The organism is Roseovarius sp. EC-HK134 (assembly GCF_902498815.1).
Classification (GTDB): Bacteria; Pseudomonadota; Alphaproteobacteria; order Rhodobacterales; family Rhodobacteraceae; genus Roseovarius; species Roseovarius mucosus_A.
The window spans coordinates 3,717,404-3,733,411 of the sequence record NZ_LR701544.1 but is presented as its reverse complement, the minus strand read 5'-3'; the positions used below and the strand labels follow the sequence as shown (position 1 = coordinate 3,733,411).

At 63.8% G+C, this 16,008-nt stretch carries 18 protein-coding genes, 1 tRNA gene and 1 riboswitch; of the genes, 10 read left to right on the top strand and 9 right to left on the bottom strand.

The window, feature by feature from the left end; translation table 11 throughout:
* The first annotated feature begins 120 nt into the window (after positions 1–120).
* The 8 genes from pyrH to GC127_RS21810 all read left to right on the top strand — a co-directional run bounded on the left by pyrH (position 121) and on the right by GC127_RS21810 (position 6,616).
* Positions 121–846, top strand: coding sequence for a UMP kinase (gene pyrH / locus GC127_RS21845; protein WP_198133578.1), 726 nt, complete (start codon positions 121–123; stop codon positions 844–846).
* 48 nt (positions 847–894) lie between these two features.
* Positions 895–1,458: a ribosome recycling factor gene (gene frr / locus GC127_RS21840; protein ID WP_008280458.1), complete on the top strand. Its 564-nt coding sequence runs from the start codon at positions 895–897 to the stop codon at positions 1,456–1,458.
* Entirely contained in the window at positions 1,458–2,201 is a 744-nt protein-coding gene (locus tag GC127_RS21835; RefSeq protein WP_081506612.1) for an isoprenyl transferase, read from the top strand. The genes frr and GC127_RS21835 overlap by 1 nt, the downstream gene beginning before the upstream one ends.
* Positions 2,198–2,977 carry a phosphatidate cytidylyltransferase gene (locus tag GC127_RS21830; RefSeq protein ID WP_151979557.1) on the top strand — a complete coding sequence of 260 codons (780 nt, stop codon included), beginning with the start codon at positions 2,198–2,200 and terminating at the stop codon, positions 2,975–2,977. The genes GC127_RS21835 and GC127_RS21830 overlap by 4 nt, the downstream gene beginning before the upstream one ends.
* A complete protein-coding gene (gene dxr / locus GC127_RS21825; protein WP_008280455.1) occupies positions 2,974–4,152 on the top strand; it encodes a 1-deoxy-D-xylulose-5-phosphate reductoisomerase in 1,179 nt (392 codons plus the stop codon). Before GC127_RS21830 ends, dxr begins: the two co-directional genes overlap by 4 nt.
* A gap of 3 nt (positions 4,153–4,155) precedes the next feature.
* Complete coding sequence (rseP, locus tag GC127_RS21820) at positions 4,156–5,505, top strand: RIP metalloprotease RseP (RefSeq protein WP_008280454.1); 1,350 nt, start codon at positions 4,156–4,158, stop codon at positions 5,503–5,505.
* Positions 5,506–5,523: 18 nt separating this feature from the next.
* Entirely contained in the window at positions 5,524–5,994 is a 471-nt protein-coding gene (locus tag GC127_RS21815; protein ID WP_151979556.1) for an OsmC family protein, read from the top strand.
* 50 nt (positions 5,995–6,044) lie between these two features.
* A riboswitch (cobalamin riboswitch) is annotated at positions 6,045–6,245 on the top strand.
* A 101-nt stretch (positions 6,246–6,346) separates the two neighbouring features.
* Positions 6,347–6,616: a hypothetical protein gene (locus tag GC127_RS21810; RefSeq protein ID WP_157667265.1), complete on the top strand. Its 270-nt coding sequence runs from the start codon at positions 6,347–6,349 to the stop codon at positions 6,614–6,616.
* Positions 6,617–6,901: 285 nt separating this feature from the next.
* Here the strand turns inward: GC127_RS21810 and GC127_RS21805 are convergent, their stop codons facing one another.
* Entirely contained in the window at positions 6,902–7,129 is a 228-nt protein-coding gene (locus GC127_RS21805; protein WP_008280451.1) for a DUF1127 domain-containing protein, read from the bottom strand.
* Between the two features lie 248 nt (positions 7,130–7,377).
* Here GC127_RS21805 and GC127_RS21800 point away from each other — a divergent pair, with 248 nt between their 5' ends.
* Positions 7,378–8,433, top strand: coding sequence for an Mrp/NBP35 family ATP-binding protein (locus tag GC127_RS21800; RefSeq protein ID WP_151979555.1), 1,056 nt, complete (start codon positions 7,378–7,380; stop codon positions 8,431–8,433).
* A 46-nt stretch (positions 8,434–8,479) separates the two neighbouring features.
* On the opposite strand, the gene GC127_RS21795 is transcribed toward GC127_RS21800, so the two are convergent.
* The 7 genes from GC127_RS21795 to GC127_RS21765 all read right to left on the bottom strand — a co-directional run bounded on the left by GC127_RS21795 (position 8,480) and on the right by GC127_RS21765 (position 14,255).
* Positions 8,480–8,989, bottom strand: coding sequence for a peptidoglycan-binding domain-containing protein (locus GC127_RS21795; protein WP_081506608.1), 510 nt, complete (start codon positions 8,987–8,989; stop codon positions 8,480–8,482).
* 35 nt (positions 8,990–9,024) lie between these two features.
* Positions 9,025–9,399 carry an OB-fold nucleic acid binding domain-containing protein gene (locus tag GC127_RS21790; protein ID WP_008280447.1) on the bottom strand — a complete coding sequence of 125 codons (375 nt, stop codon included), beginning with the start codon at positions 9,397–9,399 and terminating at the stop codon, positions 9,025–9,027.
* 79 nt (positions 9,400–9,478) lie between these two features.
* Positions 9,479–9,553 (bottom strand) — tRNA-Glu (locus tag GC127_RS21785).
* Positions 9,554–9,677: 124 nt separating this feature from the next.
* On the bottom strand, positions 9,678–11,426 hold the full coding sequence (gene recJ, locus GC127_RS21780) for a single-stranded-DNA-specific exonuclease RecJ (protein WP_151978957.1): 1,749 nt from the start codon (positions 11,424–11,426) through the stop codon (positions 9,678–9,680).
* A gap of 95 nt (positions 11,427–11,521) precedes the next feature.
* Complete coding sequence (gene glpX / locus GC127_RS21775) at positions 11,522–12,487, bottom strand: class II fructose-bisphosphatase (protein WP_008280445.1); 966 nt, start codon at positions 12,485–12,487, stop codon at positions 11,522–11,524.
* A 79-nt stretch (positions 12,488–12,566) separates the two neighbouring features.
* A complete protein-coding gene (locus tag GC127_RS21770; RefSeq protein ID WP_151978958.1) occupies positions 12,567–13,853 on the bottom strand; it encodes a homoserine dehydrogenase in 1,287 nt (428 codons plus the stop codon).
* Positions 13,854–13,949: 96 nt separating this feature from the next.
* Positions 13,950–14,255 (bottom strand): hypothetical protein, encoded by a 306-nt coding sequence (locus GC127_RS21765; protein ID WP_008280443.1) that lies wholly within the window; start codon positions 14,253–14,255, stop codon positions 13,950–13,952.
* A 108-nt stretch (positions 14,256–14,363) separates the two neighbouring features.
* Between GC127_RS21765 and GC127_RS21760 the strand changes: the two genes are divergently transcribed.
* A complete protein-coding gene (locus GC127_RS21760; protein WP_151978959.1) occupies positions 14,364–14,951 on the top strand; it encodes a TetR family transcriptional regulator in 588 nt (195 codons plus the stop codon).
* Positions 14,952–15,093: 142 nt separating this feature from the next.
* On the opposite strand, the gene GC127_RS21755 is transcribed toward GC127_RS21760, so the two are convergent.
* Positions 15,094–15,996: a pirin family protein gene (locus GC127_RS21755; RefSeq protein ID WP_151978960.1), complete on the bottom strand. Its 903-nt coding sequence runs from the start codon at positions 15,994–15,996 to the stop codon at positions 15,094–15,096.
* Positions 15,997–16,008 lie beyond the last annotated feature (12 nt).

The following is a 16,008-nucleotide window of genomic DNA, read 5'->3' as shown; positions in this document are numbered from 1 at the left end:
GCGCGGTTTGGCGAGGCGGTTTGCCGCCTTTTCCCCGCGAAACGGGGTGATCAGCGATTGCACATGGGCGGCATTTGCGACATTTTGCGCGAGATTGACACGACCGAACGGAGAATGCCGATGACCACCCCGGAGAGAGCCAAATTCACCCGTGTGATGCTCAAGATTTCCGGGGAGGCGCTGATGGGGGATCTGGGCTATGGGTTGCATCCCCCAACGGTTGAGCGGATCGCGCGCGAGGTCAAGATTGTGCATGATCTGGGGGTTGAGATCTGCATGGTGATTGGCGGCGGTAACATTTTTCGCGGCTTGCAAGGCAGCGCTCAGGGGATGGAGCGCACGACGGCGGATTACATGGGCATGCTGGCCACTGTGATGAACGCGCTGGCCATGCAGAGCGCGCTGGAGAAAATGGGCGTGTTTTGCCGGGTGATCAGCGCCATTCGCATGGATGAGGTGGCAGAGCCCTATATCCGTCGCCGTGCCGTGCGGCATCTGGAGAAAAAGCGCGTGTGCATTTTTGCCGCTGGAACCGGCAACCCCTATTTCACCACCGATACGGCGGCAACGCTGCGGGCCAATGAAATGGCCTGTGAGGCGATCTTTAAGGGGACCAAGGTGGATGGGGTCTATGACAAGGACCCGATCAAATATCCGGATGCCAAGCGGTTCGAGCGTGTGACCTATGACGAGGTGCTGGCGCAGCATCTGGGGGTGATGGATGCCTCGGCGATTGCGCTGGCGCGGGACAATAACTTGCCGATTATCGTCTTCTCGCTTGACGAACCGGGCGGGTTCAAGGGCATTCTGGCCGGTGAGGGCACCTATACAACCGTGCACGGTTGAGGCAAAACAAGGCTTAGACGCAAGAGCCGCAAGAAGGACCAAGACAATATGGCGGATGATATCGAAATCGACACAGGTGATCTGGAGCGCCGGATGGAGGGTGCGATTGGCGCGCTCAAAACCGAGTTTGCCTCGTTGCGCACCGGTCGCGCCTCGGCCTCGATGCTGGAGCCGATCATGGTCGATGCCTATGGCCAGAAAACCCCGATCAATCAGGTGGGCACGGTCAACGTGCCCGAACCGCGCATGGTGACGGTCAATGTTTGGGACAAGGGCCTTGTCGGTAAGGTGGAAAAAGCCATTCGCGAGAGTGGTTTGGGCATCAATCCGCAGCTTAACGGCACCATTATCATGCTGCCGATTCCTGAGCTGAACGAACAGCGCCGCAAAGAGCTGACCAAAGTGGCGGCGCAATATGCCGAGCATGCCCGGGTTGCTGTGCGCAATGTGCGCCGCGACGGGATGGATCAGATCAAGAAGGCCAAAGGCGATGGCATGTCGGAGGATGATCAGAAATTCTGGGAATCCGAGGTGCAATCTCTGACCGACCGTTTCATCAAGCATGTCGATGAATTGCTGGAGGGTAAGCAAGCGGAGATCATGCAGGTCTGATGGCAAAAAGCGCGCCCATGGCAGGAATATCCGCGCCGGCCGAGGGGCCGCGCCATGTGGCGATCATTATGGATGGCAACGGGCGTTGGGCGCAAAAGCGTGGGCGGCCGCGTCTCTTTGGTCATCATGCCGGTGCACGCCGGGTGCGCGAGATCGTGCAATCCTGCCCCGGTTTGGGCGTCAAGTATCTGACGATATTTGCCTTTTCCACCGAGAACTGGAAACGGACCCAGACCGAGGTGGCGGGGCTGATGAGCCTCTTTCGTCGCTATATCATGAAGGAAATGCAGGAATTCGTGCGCGAGAATGTGCAGGTGCGTTTCATCGGCGACCGGCCCCGGCTGGATGCCAAGCTGCGCGGGCTGATGGATGAGGCCGAGGCGATGACCGCGCATTGCACGGGCACCAACCTGACCATCGCGCTGAATTACGGGGGGCGCGATGAGGTGTCGCGCGCCACCAAGCGGTTGGCGATTGATGTGGCCGAAGGGCGGTTGCGCCCCGAGGATGTCGACGAGGAAACCTTGCCCCGCTACTTGGATACCTGCGTGCTGCCTGATCCTGATCTGGTGATCCGGACCAGCGGCGAGGCGCGGATTTCCAATTTCCTGCTGTGGCAATCGGCCTATGCGGAATATGAATTCATCGACACGCTCTGGCCAGATTTCACGCCGGATGTGTTCGCCCGGTTGCTGGCGCAATATGGCGCGCGGGATCGCCGCTTTGGGGCTGTGCCTGCATGAGCGGGGCGGCGCGCTGGGCGGACCTGTGGCCGCGCCTTGTGTCGGGTATCTTGCTGATCGTTGTGGGCGCAATTGAAATCTGGTTGGGCGGTCTGCCCTTTGCCGCGCTGGTCTGTGTGCTGGCGGGCGCGATGATCTGGGAAGCGGCGCGCATGTTCGCGGCCCCTGACGCGCTGCGCTCGGGCGTGCTGGCGGCTGTGGCGGTGGCACTGGCGCTGTGGTTGCCGGGGATCATGGTGTTGCCGATCCTTTTGGCTGCGGTCGTGGTTGCCGCAAGTTCGGTCGAGCGCGAGCGCGGGCCGTTCTTTGCGCTTGCGATTTGGGCCCTGTTGGGGTGCTACGCCATGGGCACGCTGCGCGCCGAGGCGGGGCTGATCTGGGTGTTATGGCTGGTGGCGGTGGTGGTCATCTCTGACGTTGCGGGCTATTTTGCCGGGCGCATGCTGGGTGGGCCCAAGTTCTGGCCGCGCATCAGCCCCAAGAAAACATGGTCAGGCACGATGGCGGGCTGGGTTGGTGCGGCGCTGATCGGGGCGATATTCGCCGCGCCGACCGGGGCGGGGCTTGCGCTGGTGCCGCTGTCGGTGCTGGTGGGGTTTGCCGGGCAGATGGGCGATATTGCAGAAAGTGCGGTCAAGCGGTTGCGCGGGATCAAGGACAGTTCCAACCTTATTCCCGGTCACGGCGGCGTGCTGGACCGGTTTGATGCGATGCTGGGCGCGGCGTTGGTCGTGGTGATCATGTGGGCGCTGGGCCTCTTGCCGGGGGTGGCATGAAACGAATTTCCATTTTAGGGGCGACCGGCTCTGTCGGGCAGAACACGATTGACCTGATCCGGCGCGCGCCGGGGGCCTATCAGGTGGTGGCGCTGACGGGGGGGCATCACATCGACAAGCTGGCGCGCGATGCCATAGACCTCGGGGCCGAGGTGGCGGTGACGGCGCATGACGATCTGCTGGTGTCGCTGCGCGAGGCGCTCAAGGGGAGCAAGGTTGAGGCGGCGGCGGGCAAGGCGGCGTTGAATGAGGCGGCCAGCCGACCGGCGCAATGGGTGATGTCGGCCATCGTGGGGGCCGCAGGGCTGGCGCCCGGTTTGGCGGCGCTGGAGCAGGGCGCGACGCTGGCCTTGGCCAACAAGGAATCGCTGGTGACGGCGGGGGCGCTGATGATGCGCACCGCGCGTGCCAACCGTGCCAATATTCTGCCCGTGGATAGCGAACATTCCGCGATATTTCAGGCGCTTGTGGGTGAGGATGCGGCCGCTGTCAGCCGGGTGATCATCACCGCTTCGGGCGGGGCCTTTCGCGATTGGCCGCTGGAGCGGCTGGCGGGGGCCACCGTGGCTGAGGCGTCGAGCCATCCCAATTGGGCCATGGGGCAGAGGATCACCATTGATTCCGCCTCGATGTTCAACAAGGCGATGGAGATGATCGAGGCGCGCGAGTTTTTTGGCTTTGCCCCCGATCAGATTGAGGTGCTCATTCATCCGCAATCGCTGGTGCATGCGTTGGTGGGGTTCTGCGATGGTGCGCTTATGGCGCATGTCGGGCCGCCGGATATGCGCCATGCCATTGGCTATGCGCTGAACTGGCCGCAGCGACAGGCGCTGCCGGTGGAGGCGCTGGATTTGGCGGCGATTGGCATGCTGGAATTTCGCCCGCCGGACCCTGAGCGCTATCCCGCGCTGCGGCTGGCGCGCGAGGTGATGCAGGCGCGGGGCCTTTCGGGGGCGGTGTTCAATGCGGCCAAGGAGCGGGCGCTGGATCACTTTATCGCGGGGCGGATCAGCTTTACCGATATGAACATCGTGGTTGAGGAGGTTTTGACCGCCTTGCAGGATGCGCCAGAGGCGCGGAATTCCGAGATGACCCTTGATGTGGTGGCGCATATGGACCATCTGGCTAGGAAGCAGGCCGATCTGGTCGTCTCTCAGCGAAGAACCCAAGGATAAAGCGTGGAAATTCTGACCTCTCTGCCGCAATTCGGCAATCTGTTCCTGACCCTGTTGGCCTTTGTTGTGGCGTTGTCCGTGATCGTGGCGGTGCATGAATATGGCCATTACATCGTTGGGCGCTGGTCAGGGATCAAGGCCGAAGTCTTCTCTTTGGGGTTTGGTCCGGTGCTGTTTTCGCGGATGGATCGGCATGGGACGCGCTGGCAGATCGCGGCTTTGCCCTTTGGCGGGTTCGTCAAGTTTCTGGGTGATGCCGATGCGGCGAGCGGCAAGGACGGCGCGGCGATGGCGGCGCTGCCGCCTGAACGGCTGCGCCAGACGATGCATGGTGCCCCACTTTGGGCGCGCACGGCGACCGTGGCGGCGGGGCCGGTGTTCAATTTCATTCTGTCGATCATCATTTTCAGCGCTGTGATGATGACCGGGGGCAAGACCGCCGACCCGCTGACCGTGGGCGCATTGAAGCCGCTGCCGGTTGAGGGGATCACGCTAGAGCCGGGCGACCGGGTGCTGAGCGTCGAGGGTATGCCCCTGCCTGATGTTGCGGCGGGCGAGGTCTATGATGATATGATCGACGCGCTGCCGCGCGAGGCGCTGTTGCGCTACACGGTTGAGCGCGCAGGACGCGAGATCGAGGCGATGGGCCCGCAGCTTATGCCGCCGTTGATCAGCGGGCTGGCACCGCAATCTGCGGCCTTTGCGGCGGATTTGGAAGCGGGTGATGTGATTACGGCGATCAATGGCACGCCGATTGTGGCCTTTGAAGAGCTGAAGGTAGTGGTCGAGGGGTCTAATGGGGCACCGCTGGCGCTGACGGTGTGGCGCGAGGGCGACGAAAGCCACGAGGTCACGATTACCCCGCGCCGAGTGGACGAACCGCAGCCTGAGGGCGGGTTTCGCACCGAATGGCGAATCGGGATCGCGGGCGGCATGGCGTTTGAGCCTGCGACCGAGCGGCTTGGGCTGATTGAGGCGGTGGGGGATGCGGTCGGCCAGACCGGCGACATCATCCAAAGTTCGCTGTCGGGCCTTTATCACATGATCACCGGGGCGATCAGCAGTTGCAACATGTCCGGGCCGATTGGCATCGCACAGGTTTCGGGGGCGATGGCCAGCCAAGGCGCGGAAAGCTTCATCTGGTTCATTGCGGTGCTGTCAACGGCGGTTGGTCTGCTTAATCTCTTTCCGGTGCCGGTGCTGGATGGCGGGCATCTGGTGTTTTACGCTTATGAGGCCGTTTCGGGCCGCCCGCCGAGCGAGCGGGCGTTGCGGGTGCTGATGACTGTTGGTCTGACGCTCATCTTGTCGCTGATGCTGTTCGCCCTCTTCAACGATATTTTCTGCCCCTAAGGCGCGGGAGGGGTCAAGGTGACGGAGCATGATTATACTGCCCGCGTCGTCTGGACCGGCAACCGGGGCGATGGGACGCGGCATTACAAGGGCTATGACCGGACCTGGAATGTCGAGACGCCGGGCAAGCCCGTGATCCACTGCTCGAACGACCCGCTGCTTGGCGGCAATCCCGGCCTGCATAATCCCGAGGATATGCTGATTGCCGCGCTCAGTGCCTGTCACATGCTGTGGTTTTTGCATCTGGCGAGCGATGCGGGCATTGCCGTGCAAGCCTATGAGGATGATCCGCTGGCGGTGGGTGAGACGGATAGCGCCGGGGCCAGCCGGTTTCTGCGCGCCACCCTGCGGCCCCGGATTGCGGTGCCGGCGGGAACCGATCTTGGGCGGGTTGATGCGTTGCATGGGCAGGTGCATGCGTACTGCTTTATTGCGCGGTCGGTGAATTTTCCTGTGAGCTACGCGGCGCGGTATCGCGTTCTGGCGTGAGCGGCGCGGGCGGCGTCGGTTTCAGACTTGCAGATCGGGGGCCTGCGCGGCTAGGTTAAACCAGTCAGGGTGCCGCCCTTTGGGGCGGAGAATTGGGAAGCCGGTGTAACTCCGGCGCTGCCCCCGCAACGGTAAGGGAGGGCATTTCGGCGATAGGCCACTGGGCAATTTGTCCGGGAAGGTGCCGAGATGCGAGGGCCATTTGGCCTGCCGCCCAAGCCCGGAAACCAGCCTTGGCGGATCGTCGAATCGCGGGGTGCGGTGCGGGCGTGCGCGCCTAATATCTGTCGTGCCATGGCCCCTGCTGCTCTCGCCCCATCCGACCCGGGGTGCGGTCGGGGAGAAGAGCAGAGTGAGTTTCCTAAGAATCATGAATGGGCTGGAGCGTGATCCGGCCATCGGACGTCAGGCCGAGCAAGTGGCGCGGATCGGGTTTTTGACCTGGGCGTGTTCGGTTGAAGGGCCCGTCACGGCGCAAGTGGCGCGGGCGGCGTTGGACTGCCCCGAAGCGGTGGCGGCAGAAAGCGACGCGGCGCGGGCCTTTGTCGGGATCTTGCAAGAGGCGAGCCGGGCGTATCTGGCAGGCACGATGCGGCGCGGGCGCGCGCGCGTGCAGCACTAAGCTTTGCCGTGCGGCTACCGGAGGGCTGAGCCGCGCGGGGCGTTTCGTGCGACTAGTGAAAAGTTTGCCCTGTCTTGCATCCGCGCAATAAAAAACGGCGGCACCAGGGAGGAGGAGGGGTGCCGCCGTTTCCTATACGTCCGGCCCAGGGAGGAGGAGAGGGCCATTCGCAAAACGAAGGGACTTGTTCAGTCCCGATTTGACGGCCCCGAGCATCAGGGAGGAGGAAAGATGCCCGTGACCGTAACAGATACCCCAGGGAGGAGGAGGGGGGTATCTGATCCTTTAGTACGACCGGTGGCCGTAAACTGTTTCATGCGCAACGCGGCGGATTTCGCTACGGTGCAGGCCCAGATCGGCGAGGTCATGCGCGCTCAGTTGCGACAGCTCATTGACCGTGCGGCGATAGGTGCGATAATTCACAAAGCGCTGCATTGCAGCATAGACAGCCGCGCTCAGGTCTTCGCCGAGGACGGCGGTGGCGGAGCGGCTGGTGTTAAGCGTCGTCGGCATTTTCGGGTCCTTGCGGATTTGATTGTATTCAGGTTCGGCGGGGTTCGTTTCGCCATTTGTTGAGAGTAAGATACGCCTTTGCTGCGCGTGCACAATACCCCTGATAAGCAATGCTGCTATGCAGCAAATGCATAAGCTAAAAGTGACCTAAGGTTAAGCAAATGCGGCATTTTTTAGGCGTTATGTGAAGACTTGCTGCTGTCGCCGTGATGGTGGCTGAGGACCAACCCAGGACCAAAGGACCGAAGATGAACGATTTTCGCAGCGAACTTGAAGCGCGGTTGCGGCATTTGGAATTGCCGGATGGCGGTGATCTCATCTCCCGAGACATGGTACGGGCACTGACCGAGGAAGCCGGTGAGGTGCGCTTTGTCATCGAGGCCCCAAGCCCCGAGATGGCGCGGATGATGGAACCCCTGCGCGCCGCCGCCGAGCGCGCGGCCCTGAGCCTGCCGGGAATCGTCCGGGCGCGGGTCGTGCTGACGGCGCAGGCGGCCCCGCCTGTGCTCAAGCTGGGGCAGCATCCCAAGGGCGGCAATGTCTCTATTAGGCCCGAGGGCATTGGCGCGTTGCTGGCGGTGGCAAGCGGCAAGGGTGGCGTGGGCAAATCGACCGTGGCGGCCAATCTGGCGGTAGCGCTGGCGCGACAGGGGCGGCGCGTGGGCCTGCTTGATGCCGATATTCATGGGCCAAGTCAGCCCCGCATGATGGGGCTGAGCGCGCGCCCCGCAAGCCCTGATGGCACGCGGATTACGCCGCTTGAGGCGCATGGCGTCAAAGTGATGTCGATCGGGCTGATGCTTGATCCGGCCAAGGCGGTGATCTGGCGGGGGCCGATGTTGATGGGGGCCTTGCAGCAGATGTTGGCGCAGGTTGATTGGGGCGATCTGGATGCGCTCATCGTCGATCTGCCGCCGGGCACGGGCGATGTGCAACTGACACTCAGCCAACGCGCGCGCCCTGATGGGGCGATCATCGTCTCGACACCACAGGATGTGGCGCTCCTTGATGCGCGCAAGGCGATGGATATGTTCCGCACGCTCGAGGTGCCGATATTGGGCATGATCGAGAATATGTCGTTCTTTACCTGCCCCGACTGCGGGCATGAGGCGCATGTCTTTGGTCATGGCGGGGTGAAGCACGAGGCGGAGGGGCTTGGCCTGCCGCTCTTGGCGGCTTTGCCGATTGATCTTGAGACGCGGCTCGCGGGGGATGCGGGATGCCCGGTGGCTGCGGGCGACAGCCCGGCGGCGCGGGCCTATGCCGAGCTTGCGCTCCGTCTGATCCGGGAGGGGCATGGGTGAGGGTCAATGCCGCAAGCGTGACCCCAATGCCAAAGGCGGAGCAGGATCAGTCGCTGATTGGCGTGGCCACCAACCCAAGGCGGCGGGCGCTGTCGAGCGAGAGCGTATCGCTCTCAAGGCCCAATGGCGCTTGATAGCGGGCGATGGCGGCGCGGGTGCGGGCGTCAAACCGCGCGGTGATCTGCCCGGTGTAGAGGCCGCGCGCCGCAAGGGCGCGCTGCACCGAGGCAATGAACTCGGGCGTCAAGAGATCGGCGCAGGGGGTTTCATACCAGGTCGTGACCCGTTCGCGCAGAATCGCCTGACGGGTCACGGTCGCATAGGCGGCGGGGCGCAGGGTCTGGCCGGATGCATCGGTTTCCGCCGGGGTAAGCTGCACCTGTTCGGTGACAGTTTCGATCACGGCGGGGGTGTCTTTTTTGCCCCAGCAGGTGCCCGGGGGCGCGCCCGGTGGCGCTTCGGCCCCGACGTTGGAGCGCTCTGGCCCAGAGGGCACGGGCTGACACGCGGCGAGGGCGAGGGCCAGCGCAAGGCAGAACAGGCGGGGCAGCAGCATGGGCGGGCGTCTCGCGGGCGATGATCGAGACGAGCCTAGCCTGTTTGATCCGGCGGGGAAAGCGGGGTTTCGGGATCGGCCAGAAGGTCAAGCAGCGCCGAGATATCCTCGATCTCTTCGGCGACGAGATGGGTCACGCCGGATTGCCGCTCGACGCGCCCGGTCACACGCAGCATGCGCCCGGCGATCACCGCACGGCGAAATCGGTCAAACACCTTGCGCCAGATCACGACATTGATGGTGCCGGTCTCATCCTCGAGCGTGACAAAGACCACGCCGCGCGCGGTGCCGGGGCGCTGACGCACCAGAACCAGCCCCGCAACCGTGACGCGCCGCCCCGGTGCCACCTCGGGGAGGGCCGCAGCGATCAGGGCAGAAGGGGGGCGGGGAATGGGGCGCGACGGGGGCATAAGGTCTTTCGGGTGGGAAGATCTCTGACAAGAGCGCACTGCGATGACGCATCACGACTTTAACAATTATCAGGAAAAGTGGCAGCCCGTAGGGGAGTCGAACCCCTCTTTTCAGGTTGAAAACCTGACGTCCTAACCGATAGACGAACGGGCCATGCCTTGGCGTGTCGCGTAACTAGGCAAAAGCGGCGGGGGGTGCAAGAGGGATTTTGCAAAAACTTTGCGCCCCATTCAGAAATTTATCCGCCGAGGGCCGGAACGGTCAGGCCTCGCGCGCCTCAGGCTGGGGCGGCGTCCTCCAGGCGCAGTTGCACGGTTTGCCGACCGCCCCAACTGTTGAGATCGAGCCGCCCGGCGAGGTGGAATCGCGCGCCGCCATGGTTCAGGAGCGCAGGCCCCAACGGGCCGTCAAGCGCCCCAAATGCGATGGCGTCAAGGCTTGCCCCCATGCCATCCCCGAAGCGCAACTTGAGATGTGCGCCGCTCAGCGCCTTGGCAAAGGTGATCTGGCAGTCGGGAAAGACATAACGGGGGCCGGGCGCGCCTGCGCCAAAGGGGCCTGCGGCCTCGATCTGTTCGATAAGCTCGACCGTTGCGGCACCGGGCATCAAGAGACCGTCGAGCCGCAGATCGGCGGCACCGCCCACGCCTGCGCCCTGTTTGGCGAGCAACTCTGAAAGACGCGCCATGGCCGCCTCTAGCCGCTCACGCGCGACGGTGAGACCCGCCGCCATCTTGTGCCCGCCGCCTTTGATCAAGAGGCCCTCGCTGGCCAGCCGCTGAATGGCGGCCCCCAGATCAACGCCCGAGACCGAGCGACCCGAGCCTTTGCCCTCGTCGCCGTCCAGCCCGATCACGATGGCGGGGCGGTTGGCGCGTTCCTTGAGGCGGCTGGCGACGATGCCCACGACACCGGGATGCCAACCCTCGCCTGCGGCCCAGACAAGGGGCGCATCCAGGCCTCGCGCCTCGGCTTGGGCGAGGGCGGCATCGCGCACCTGCGCCTCGACCTCGCGGCGTTCGGTGTTGAGCTGGTCAAGACGTTCGGCCATGGCGCGCGCCTCGGCGGGATTGTCACAGGCCAGAAGGCGCGCGCCCAAGTCCGCCTTGCCGATCCGCCCGCCTGCGTTGACGCGCGGCCCAAGCAGAAAGCCTAGGTGATAGGCATTGGGAGCGGTGTCCATCCGCGCCACATCTGCCAGCGCCACCAGACCGGGACGCGCGCGCGCAGCCATAACGCGCAGCCCTTGGCGCACAAAGGCGCGGTTGACGCCAATCAGAGGCGCTACATCGGCCACGGTGGCCAGCGCCACCAGATCGAGCATCGCCATCAGGTCCGGCCCTTGGGTGCCGCTGTCGCGCAATTGTCGCCCGGCCTCGACCAGCATCAGGAACACGACACTGGCGGCGCAAAGATGCGCCAGATCACCGCTCTCGTCCTGACGGTTGGGATTGACCACGGCATGGGCGGGCGGCAGGGTTTCCCCGCCCAAGTGGTGATCGAGCACCACCACATCCGCGCCTGTCGCTGCGGCAATCGCCTCATGGCTGAGGGTGCCGCAATCGACGCAGACAATAAGATCGTGGCGCGCGGCCAGATCGGACATGGCGGGCACGTTGGGCCCATATCCCTCGTCTATCCGGTCGGGGATATAGAGCGTGGGGCTGGGCGCGCGCATCTGGCGCAGCCAGTCGATCAGCAGAGCGGCAGAGGTGCCACCATCGACATCGTAATCGGCGAAGATGGCGATGCGTTCCCCGCCACGCAGCGCCTTGAGAAACCGCGCGGCGGCCTGTTCCATGTCGCGCAACGCGTGCGGGTCAGGCAGAAGATCCCGCAGGGTCGGGGCGAGATAGGCCTCGGCTGCGTCCTCTGGCACGCCAAGGCGCGCCAATGTCTGACACAGGGGGCGGGGCAGGGCGGTGGCCTGTGCCATGGCCTCGGCCAGTCGGTCGGCCTCGACGCCCGGACCGACCCATCGGCGACTTGTCAACGAGCTCTCAACTCCGAGAAAGGCCGATTGCATGCGCGCCTCCTCTTCCTCATCTGGCCCAAAATACCTCGGGGGAGTCCCGGACTTGGTCCGGGACGGGGGCAGCGCCCCCTTCCCCTGTGCCGCGCTTAGTCCCGCTTGCTGCGATAGGTCATGCGCCGCACGGATCCCGTGCGCGAGCGCATCAGCAGGGTTTCCGTTTCGACATAGCCGGGGCGGCGTTTGACGCCTGACAGGATCGAGCCGTCGGTGACGCCGGTGGCGGCAAATATCACGTCTGATGTCACCATCTCGTCGCGCGAATAGATGCGGTCGAAATCGGTGATCCCGGCCTTGGCGGCGCGGGCGCGTTCATCTTCGTTGCGGAACACAAGGCGTCCCCACATCTGCCCGCCCATGCATTTGAGCGCAGAGGCCGCGAGCACGCCCTCGGGTGCGCCGCCGGTGCCCATATACATATCAATGCCGGTGCGGTCAGCCTCGGCGCAATGGATCACGCCTGCGACATCGCCATCGGGGATCAGAAACACGGCAGCGCCGGTGCTGCGCAATTCGTCGATCATTTCCTGATGGCGGGGCCGTTCCAGCACGCAAACAGTGATTTCGGAGGGGCGGCAGCCACGCGCGGCGGCCAGCGCCTCGACGCGCTCCCGCGGGCTCATGGCGAGGGAGACGACATTCTCAGGATATCCCGGCCCGATGGCCAGCTTGTCCATATAGGTGTCGGGCGCATGCAGAAGCGTGCCGCGCGGGGCCATGGCGATGACGGTCAGGGCATTGGGCATGGCCTTGGCGGTCAGGGTGGTGCCTTCGAGCGGATCAAGGGCGATATCGACGCCGGGGCCGTCGCCGGTGCCCACTTCTTCGCCGATGAAAAGCATCGGGGCCTCGTCGCGCTCGCCCTCGCCGATGACCACGACACCCTTGATGGCAAGGATGTTGAGCTGTTCGCGCATGGCGTTCACGGCGGCCTGATCGGCGGCCTTTTCATCGCCGCGTCCGATCAGGTCGGCGCAGGCGAGGGCGGCCTGTTCGGCCACGCGCGCGAGGCCGAGCGAAAGCATGCGATCGTTGAAAGCGGTATCGGAGGTCATGGGATGGTCCTTGTAAATCAGGTCAAATCAGCATTAGCGCCGCGCGCTCTGGCGCACAAGTCTGGCGGGCGGGGCTATGTCAGACGGTTTCGATGCGCAGTGCGACCGGCTCTCCGTGGAGAACATCAAGACGGCTGATGCCGGTCAGGGCCGTGTCGAGCGCGTCGCGCGTCGTCTTGTGGGTGACGATCAGCACGGGCGCTGTGGTGGCATCGTGGCGATACTGGCGCATTCTGTCGATGGAAATACCGGCCTCGCCCAGAAGGGTCGCAACCTTGGCCAAGGCGCCCGGCTTGTCGATCAGCGACATGCGCATGTAATAGGGGGCGGGGGTGGCGCTGGTCGCGGTCTGGCACCGCGCAAGGCTGGCGGCGGGTTGGCCAAAGGTGGGCAGGCGGGCGCCGCGCGCGATGTCCATCACATCGCCCATCACCGCGCTCGCCGTGGGGCCCATGCCTGCACCGGGACCGCGCAGCACGATCTGCTCGACATTGTCGCCTTCCAGCACAACCATATTGGTGCCGCCTTCAAGCTGTCCAAGCGGGCTGGTATCGGGCACAAGGCAGGGCGACATGCGCTGTTCAAGGCCGCGCCCTGTCATCTGGGCCACGCCCAGCAGTTTGATGCGATAGCCCATATCGGCGGCGTGGCGGATATCCTCGATGGTGATCTTTTCGATCCCCTCCAGCGTGACACCGTCGAAATTCACCTGACAGCCAAAGGCGATGGACGCGAGCAGCGCCAGCTTGTGACCGGCGTCGATGCCGCCCACGTCGAGTGTCGGGTCGGCCTCGAGATAGCCCAGTTTGGCGGCCTCGTCGAAGACTTGGGCATAGGGCAGGCCTGCCGATTGCATGCGGGTCAGGATATAGTTGCAGGTGCCGTTCATCACGCCCATGACGCGGGTGATGTCATTGCCTGCCAGACCTTCGGTCAGCGCTTTGATGACAGGGATGCCACCGGCGACAGCCGCCTCGAACCGGATCACGCGGCCTGCTGCCTCTGCGGCCACTGCCAGTGCCTGACCGTGGAGGGCGAGCATGGCCTTGTTGGCGGTTACGATATCCTTGCCAGCAGCAATCGCCGCCTCGGTTGCGGCCTTGGCCGGGCCGTCAGAGCCGCCCATCAGTTCGACAAACACATCCACATCGGCACGTTTGGCCAAAGCGACGGGATCGTCTTCCCATGCGTAATCGCTAAGGGTGACGCCACGATCCTTGTCCCTTGTGCGGGCTGAGACAGCGGTGATCACCACGGGGCGGCCTGCGCGGGCGGCCAAAAGATTGGCCTTTTGCCGGATGATCCGCACGACACCCGTGCCAACCGTGCCCAATCCGGCGATGCCAAGGCGCAGGGGTGTGTTCATGGGGTTCTCCGATTGTCACTGTTCAGGGATTTTGCCGCGATGTAGCGGGTTCGGTGGTCCCTTGCAACGCGGCTTGCAGGGGATGGACGTTGGTTTTCACTCGCGCACGCCGGTTTGCAGGCGCTCTTGCGTGCCGGGATCGACCACGCCCCCCTTGAGCCGCGCCGCACGGGCGCGCAACCCGGCGCTGCGCTGATCGAGATTGTCGGCGGTGTCGGGCGTGATCTGAGGTGTGGTTGCCTTGGCGCGGATGTTTTCGGCCGGGATCAGATCGGGATAGGCCGCATCCCGTGTACGTTTATCTACAGAGCGGTCGAGCGGCAGGATATCGCTGCATCCCGTCACGAGGCCGGTGATCAGGATCAAAAGGGGCAAGCGCAGAGCCATGAGGGCCGGTGTCATCGGGGCCGGTGTCCTTTGTGCCGGAGGGTGTGCTTGTCTTGCCATTCTTTGGGGGCAAAGGGCAAGCCGGGCTTTGATTTGAACGCGTGTTCAGTTAAACCCGATGTCATGGCACGAACCCAAGGCTCTCATTCCGATATTACAGGCCCGCGTGTGCGCGAGGCGGCGTTGCGGCTTTTTGCGCGGCATGGCTATGCGGCGGTCTCGATGCGGCAGATCGCAGCGGCGGTGGGGGTGCAGGCGGGCGCGCTCTATAATTACACGCCCGACAAGCAGACGCTGCTGTTTGATCTGATGCGCGGGCATATGGAAGAGTTGCTGGCCGCTTGGGATCGTGCGGAGCCTCAGGGCGATGCGATGGCGGCGCTGGAGGCGTTCACGCGATTTCACATTCGTTTCAACACCAGCCGGGCGGATGCGGTCTTTGTGTCCTATATGGAATTGCGCAACCTTGAGCCTGCGAATTTTGCGGCGATCGAGGGGCTGCGGCGGGATTATGAGACGCGGCTTGAAGCGGTGTTGCGGCAAGGGGCGGAGGCGGGCACGATGGTTGTTGCCGAGCCACGGATCGCCAGCATGGCGTTGATTGCGATGCTGACCGGGGTCAACACCTGGTATCGCGCGCAGGGGCGTCTGTCGCTGGCAGAGGTGGAGGCGGTTTATTGGGATATGGTGCGGCGGTCGGTGGAAGGGTGAGGGGCAAAATTGGCCTCCGGGTGCCTTTTGCGAGAGATGAGCAGAGAGAGGACGTTTGCCCTAAACGTGGAGCCGCGCGGATGTTGGTTGATGCCCAGCAACAGGCCAGTCGCGCTCTTAAGTCCCTGCCTGCCCCGCTGCTTCACTTGATGAAACTGCCCTCTCGCAATTCGCGCATGGCTTGACGCAACTCGTCCTTGGTGTTCATCACGATCGGGCCGTGCCACGCGACCGGTTCTTGGATCGGGGCACCGGAAATGAGCAGGAACCGCACGCCTTTTTCGCCTGCCTGCACTGTCACGCTATCGCCGCTGCCAAAACGGATCAACGTACGGTCGCCAGAGAAGTCGCGGATGTGGATCTCTTGACCGGCAACTTCCTTTTCCAGCAAGACTCCGGTGGGTTTTGAGGCATCGGCAAAGGCACCGGCCCCCTCGAACACATAGGCAAAGCTGCGCCGGTACGTGTCGACCGGAAAGGTCTTTTTCACTCCTGCAGGGACCGAGATATCGAGGTATTGCGGATCGGCGGCGATGCCGTCCACAGGGCCGCGCCGCCCCCAGAACTCCCCCACGATCACGCGCACACGCGTGCCGTCATCGTCGATGATCTCGGGGATGTCCGCCGATTGCACGTCTTGGTAGCGGGGGGCGGTCATCTTTTGTGCGGCGGGCAGGTTGGCCCAGAGTTGGAAGCCGTGCATCTGACCCTGCGCGTTGCCGCGTGGCATTTCCTGATGCAGGATGCCCGATCCGGCAGTCATCCATTGCACGTCGCCTGCGCCCAAGCTGCCCTGATTGCCCAAGCTGTCACCATGCGCGACCTCGCCTGCAAGGACGTAGGTGATCGTTTCGATGCCGCGATGCGGATGCCAGGGAAAGCCCGCCGTATAGCGTGCGGGATCGTCATTGCGGAAGTCGTCGAACAAAAGGAACGGGTCAAGTTCGGTTGGGTCCTGAAAGCCGAACGCGCGGTGAAGGTCTACGCCCGCCCCCTCTCGTGTGGGAATGGCCTGACGTTGTTCCAAAACAGGTCTTATGGACATGGTAAATCTCCT